Raw genomic sequence first — 3,288 nt, 5'->3', positions numbered from 1 at the left:
GGATGGTCATCATGCCGCTCTCGGAGTGGTACTGGTTGTGGCAGTGGAGCATCCAGAGGCCGGGGTTGTCGGCGTCGAAGTCGACGACGATCTTGCGGTGCGGGAGCACGATCGCGGTGTCCTTGCGCGCGCCGACGGCGTCCAGACCGGTGAGCGCGAACGTGTGACCGTGCAGGTGCAACGGGTGCCACATGTCCGTGGCGTTGATGAGGGTGAGCCGTACCCGCTCGCCGGCGCGCACCGGGTGGCGCCTGCGCGGGTCGTAGGGCTGGTGGTCGAAGCCCCAGTCGAACCGCTTCATGCCGCCGGTGAGCCTGATGCGCAGCTCGCGGTCGGGTTCGCGGTCCTCCAGTGCCACCGACTCGTCCGGTACGAGGCGACGCGCGGGCACGACCCGCCCGTCCAGTTCGTCCGGGTGGGCCGCCCCCCTGGGAACGGCCCTCCCCCTGTCGGTACGCAGCACGGCGAGGGCCTGGCCCACCTTCCCCTCGGCGAGTGCGACGAGGGGGAAGACGCCGTCCTTGGCGGTGACCAGGACGTCGTAGCGCTCGGCCATGCCCACGAGGAGGGCGTCGGTCTGCGTGTGCTCCACGGGATAGCCGTCGGTGTGCGTGACGGTCATGGTGTGGTCGCCCAGCGCCACCCGGAACGCGGTCTCGGAGCCCGCGTTGATGATGCGCAGCCGGACGCGGTCGCCCGGGCGGCACCGGAACACCGCGGGACTGACCGGCAGACGGCCGTTGGCGAGGTAGTACGGGTAGGCCACACTGCCCCCGGCGCTCTCGAGCATGCGGCTGTGCGAGTTGCGCAGCATCCGGGAGGGGCCGGCAGGCAGGCGGCCGCGTCGGGGACCCATGGCCATGCCTCCGCCCCCCATGGAGGTGCCCGATCCGGGCTGGAGCTGGTCGAGTACGCGCTCCGGGGTGGAACCGCCCACGCCGTCGAGCCAGTCGTCCAGGACGACGACCCATTCCTTGTCGTAGGCGAGGGGTTCCCGGGGGTCGTCGACGACGAAGGGGGCGTACAGCGCACGGTCGGGCTGGAGTCCGACGTGGGAGTGCAGAAGATAGGTGCCCGGGTGGGAGACGGCGAAGCGGTAGGTGAAGGAGGCTCCCGGACGGATGGCGTTCTGCGTCACGTCGGGGACACCGTCCATGTCGCAGCGCAGCCGCACACCGTGCGCGTGGAGCGTGGTGGGGACCGGCAGACGGTTGGCGAGGGTGAGGCTCAGGACGTCACCGGCGGTGACGCGCACCACCGGACCGGGCAGCGTCTGGTCGTAGGCCCAGCTCCGGACGGTCCGCCCGCCGAGGTCCAGCGTGGACTCGGCGGCGGTGAACCCGAGTGCGCGCACGGGGCCGGCGCCTCGCCTCCGCTCGGCCGCCAGGACCTCCGGACCCGACGGGTCGACATAGCCCCCGAGCCCTGACGGGCCGAAGCCGGCCTCGCCTGGCGCGGTTCCCTCGGGGGCGCGGTGGGGGCGGAGAGCGAAGTCGGGGCGGACAGGCAGGAGTCCCGCGCCGGCGGCAGCGAGCGGGGCACGGAGCAGGGTACGCCGCGAAGATGTGTGCATGGCTGCAATAAGACACGTTTTGCGGCGACATGGGGGGATATACGGCGTTGTGCTTCGGTGATGTCGGCTTCCGATGCCTCGGTCGGCGGGCCGCCGCGCAAGGGGCGCGGATCGAGCCGCCGTTGCCGGCCCGGACTCCGGGAGAAGCGCCTCAGGGTCCGGTCTTGCCCACCTGGTCCGAGGTCTCCTCCTCCACCTCGGCCATCGCCGGGTCGAGCACGCGGGACAGGAAGTGCCGGGTGCGCTCGTGGCGGGGGTTGCCGATGACCTGCTCGGGGTCGCCGTCCTCGACGATCACGCCGCCGTCCATGAAGACGACGCGGTCGGCGACCTCGCGGGCGAAGGTCATCTCGTGCGTGACGACCATCATCGTCATGCCCTCCTCGGCGAGCCGGCGCATCACGGCGAGGACGTCCCCGACGAGTTCCGGGTCGAGTGCGGAGGTCGGCTCGTCGAACAGCATCACCTCGGGGCCCATGGCGAGCGCGCGGGCGATGGCCACGCGCTGCTGCTGACCGCCGGAGAGGGAGGACGGGTAGGCGTCCGCCTTCTCGGCCAGGCCGACCCGGGCGAGGTTCTCGGCGGCGGTCCTCGCCGCCGTCGCCTTGTCCCGCCCGAGGACCCGTCGCTGCGGGAGCGTGAGGTTCTCGGTGACGCTGAGGTGCGGGAAGAGGTTGAACTGCTGGAAGACCATGCCGATCCGGCGGCGTACGGCGTCGATGTCGACGTCCGGGTCGGTGATCTCGGTGCCACCGACGAAGACCTGACCCCCGGTGGGCTCCTCCAGCAGGTTCACGCACCGCAGCAGGGTCGACTTGCCGGAGCCGGACGGGCCGATGACGCAGACGACCTCGCCCTGGCCGATCTCCAGGTCGATGCCGCGCAGGACGTGGTTGTCACCGAAGGACTTGTGCAGTCCCTGGACGCGGATCTCCGGGCGGCTCAACGGATCGCCTCCTGCGACTTGGACTCCATACGGCGGACGACGAAGCCGAGCGGAATGGTGATGAGCAGGTAGCACAGGCCGGCGACCAGGATCGGGGTGGAGTTGGCGGTCGTGCTGGCCAGGTCGTTGCCGAACTTGGACAGCTCGCGCTCCTCCAGCGTGACGCCGAGGAACAGCACCAGCGAGGAGTCCTTGAAGAGCAGGACGAGTTCGTTGGTCAGGGGCGGAAGAATGATGCGGAAGGCCTGCGGGACGATGATGGAGACCATGGCCCGGGCGGGCGAGAAGCCCAGCGAACGGGCCGCCTCCATCTGCCCCTTGGGCACGGCCTGGATGCCGGCACGGATCGTCTCCGCCATGTAGGCGGCGGACACCAGGCCGAGCGCGACGGCGACCTTGCCGTAGGTACCGCCGGGGTACTGGATGTCCGGGAAGGCCAGCGGCACGCCGACGCCGACGAAGATGAAGATCAGCAGGGCGGGCAGGCCGCGGAAGATCTCGATGTAGATGCCGGCGACCCAGCGGTAGGGCCCCACGGAGGACAGTCGCATCAGGGCGACGAGCATGCCGAGGGCGAGGCCCACGACGAAGCCGGACAGGGTGTACAGCACGGTGTTCTTCAGCGCCACCGTGATGACGTCCGGGAACATCTGCTCGGCGATGTGGGCCTGCGCGAACTGGTTCTTCAGCCGTCCCCAGTCCGCCGTGGCCGGCCAGACGCCGGTGGCTGGGCCTTTCCTGTCTGTGGTGGGAACCGTTGTGGATGCGG

The 3,288-nt window shown here is 70.5% G+C and carries 3 protein-coding genes; all 3 read right to left on the bottom strand.

Going from position 1 to position 3,288, the window contains the following annotated elements; translation table 11 throughout:
- The coding region (locus ABZ471_RS48140) for a multicopper oxidase family protein (protein ID WP_359075487.1) at nt 1-1,573 on the bottom strand (1,573 nt) is incomplete at its 3' end.
- 151 nt (nt 1,574-1,724) lie between these two features.
- Nucleotides 1,725-2,519, bottom strand: coding sequence for an amino acid ABC transporter ATP-binding protein (locus ABZ471_RS48135; protein ID WP_359075486.1), 795 nt, complete (start codon nt 2,517-2,519; stop codon nt 1,725-1,727).
- The coding region (locus ABZ471_RS48130; RefSeq protein ID WP_359075485.1) for an amino acid ABC transporter permease at nt 2,516-3,288 on the bottom strand (773 nt) is incomplete at its 5' end. The genes ABZ471_RS48130 and ABZ471_RS48135, both read right to left, overlap by 4 nt.

Origin of the sequence: Streptomyces sp. NPDC005728, from assembly GCF_040630895.1 — a bacterium.
Taxonomy (GTDB): Bacteria; Actinomycetota; Actinomycetes; order Streptomycetales; family Streptomycetaceae; genus Streptomyces.
The sequence above is the reverse complement of the archived record's forward strand: the minus strand, read 5'-3'. Positions and strand labels throughout refer to the sequence as shown.